This window comes from Mesorhizobium sp. M7A.F.Ca.CA.002.04.1.1, assembly GCF_004022805.1.
Classification (GTDB): Bacteria; Pseudomonadota; Alphaproteobacteria; order Rhizobiales; family Rhizobiaceae; genus Mesorhizobium; species Mesorhizobium ciceri.
In genome coordinates this window covers 1-1,167 of the sequence record NZ_RZPL01001090.1, presented here as the reverse complement: position 1 = coordinate 1,167, position 1,167 = coordinate 1, and the positions used below count along the sequence as shown (strand labels likewise).

The window sequence follows — 1,167 nt, the reverse complement described above, 5'->3', positions numbered from 1 at the left end:
GTGCGGTCGACTCGCGGCCCTTCTTGCCGGTGAAGGCATTGGCGTTGCCGGAATTGACGACCAGCACCCGCGCCTTGCCCGCGCCGAGATTCTGCCGGCAGAAATCGACCGGCGCCGAGGGGCATTTCGATTTCGTGAACACGCCGGCGACCGCAGTGCCTTCATCGAAGACCATGGTCAAAAGATCGGTGCGGCCCTTGTACTTTATCCCTGCCTCGGCGGTGGCGATGCGCACCCCCTCGATTTCTGGCATTTTCGGGTATTTCTTCGGCGCAAGCGGCGAAATCGTCGTGGACATGGAGGCCTCGGGCGGGAAAATCGCAAGGGAAGGCCGGTTTGCCCGATAGACCGCGCCGGCGCAAGGGCGTTTTCGTCGCTCTTGTCCGGGAGCTCGAACTCGCCCCTGGGAGCAGGGCTCCGAGACGTCGCAAGCCATGCAGTAGACATCGTCCGACGGCCGGTCCGGCGGTGTCAGCCAGTTTGCGCCGGCCGCGTTCATCTCAATAGGAATTTATTCTTGACAGGGTGAGAGCAGCTATGCTACATTTTCGTCCATGGTGCTGATTTGCACCAGTGACCCGCCGTCCCGGCGGGTTTTGCTTTTGGGACCTCGCCAACCAACACGCCGGTAAGGTTCCCAGAAAACGACCAACCCCTGCCCCGACTAGCCAGTCTCCAGAAGCTTGAAAACGCGCCGTTTCGTTTGAGCGTCGGGTCACCTATATTGCCGGCGAAGTGTTTGGCGAGGACGACAGAGATGGCCGAGGACGCCGATCCGGCGCGCAGATCGATCGGTGCGCGGCGCAATCCCGACAGCGCCGAGGCCATTCTCCAAGCCGCCGAGACCGTACTGGTCGAAGCCGGTTATGCCGGTTTCTCGATCGAGGCGGTGGCGCGGCGGGCCCGCGCCGGCAAACCCACCATCTATCGCTGGTGGCCGAGCAAGGCGGCGTTGCTGCTTGAGGTCTACCAGCGCCAGAAGCGCGTCGATGTTCCCGATACCGGGCGGCTGGAGGAGGATCTCGTCGGCTTCCTGAAAAACCTGTTCGCCCACTGGCGCGAGACATCGTCGGGAAGCGTGTTCCGGTCGCTGATCGCCGAGGCACAGTCGGACGCGACCGCGGCCGCGGCCCTTGCCGACTACTCACTGGGCCGACGGTCCCATAC

General features: G+C 63.4%; 2 protein-coding genes. One reads left to right on the top strand and one right to left on the bottom strand.

The window, feature by feature from the left end; translation table 11 throughout:
• Positions 1 to 298, bottom strand: a 298-nt coding sequence (locus ENZ75_RS32385) for a bifunctional ornithine acetyltransferase/N-acetylglutamate synthase (RefSeq protein ID WP_206617162.1), incomplete at its 3' end; no start/stop codon positions are given.
• A gap of 459 nt (positions 299 to 757) precedes the next feature.
• Here ENZ75_RS32385 and ENZ75_RS32380 point away from each other — a divergent pair.
• On the top strand, positions 758 to 1,167 hold a 410-nt coding region (locus ENZ75_RS32380), incomplete at its 3' end, for a TetR/AcrR family transcriptional regulator (RefSeq protein WP_164888197.1).